This window comes from Streptococcus sp. CCH8-H5 (genome assembly GCF_001556505.1).
Lineage (GTDB): Bacteria > Bacillota > Bacilli > Lactobacillales > Streptococcaceae > Streptococcus.
Map to the genome: position 1 here is coordinate 1 of NZ_LSIZ01000009.1, position 959 is coordinate 959.

The 959-nt window shown below is 37.6% G+C and carries 1 protein-coding gene; it reads left to right on the forward strand.

The features are described from left to right. Positions 1 to 959, forward strand: a 959-nt coding sequence (locus AX663_RS00485) for a Spy0128 family protein (RefSeq protein WP_331708953.1), incomplete at both ends; no start/stop codon positions are given.

Below are 959 nucleotides of genomic sequence, written 5' to 3' on the forward strand. Positions count from 1 at the left end.
TTAAAGCTGGCTTCACTAAGTCACTTGGCGATGCAGAAAACACTCAAGTTATCGATACTACTAAGTTCGAATTTGGACGCTACTACAAGTTTGTCATTCCAGCTAAGGTTGCTGACGGTGCTTATGATGGTGCTGAAATTGAAAATACAGCAGCTCAAGTAGTTAACTATTACAACCCAACTACTAAGAAAGAAAAACCAGTAGAAAAACCAACTGAAAAACGTGTTAACAACGTTCCAACTGCTATCGAGTTGATCTTTGGTAAGACACTTAACGGACGTCAGTTGAAAGATCAAGAATTTACTTTCGAATTGAAAGATGAAGAAGGTAATGTTCTTGAAACAGTTAAGAATGATGCCGAAGGTAAAGTTAAATTCTCTACTATCAACTATGCTAAAGCAGATCTTGGTAATACATTCAACTACACAGTAGAAGAAGTTAAAGGAACTGACACAACAGTTACTTACGATAACATGAAAGTCAATGTTACTGTTCAAGTTATCCAACCTGCACCAGGTGCTCAATTAACAACTGTCGTTTCTTACGCTACAGTAGGTGGAGATGCTTATGGCGCTGACGATCGTGTCTTCGATAACGAGGTAATTCCTAACTTCAAACCAGAGAAATACGTTGTTTCAGAACCAAGATTCGATATCATTGGTAACAAACTTGCCGATGATGATAAAGAGTTGGAAGACAAGTACGCAGATACCAATGCGAAACCATATGCGGACGTTGCGTCAAACAACGAAAAAGAAAACTTGAATACTAAGTCAGTTGAACGTGGTCAAAAGATTTACTATCAAGTATGGCTTGATACTCGAGAATTTACAGCAGAAAACAATCTTCAAACAGTTGGTATCAAAGATAACTACGAAAAAGATAAGCTTGATATCAACGCTGATGATATCAAGGTTTACGATGGTATCACTGGTGAAGATGTAACAGCTAAATTCGAC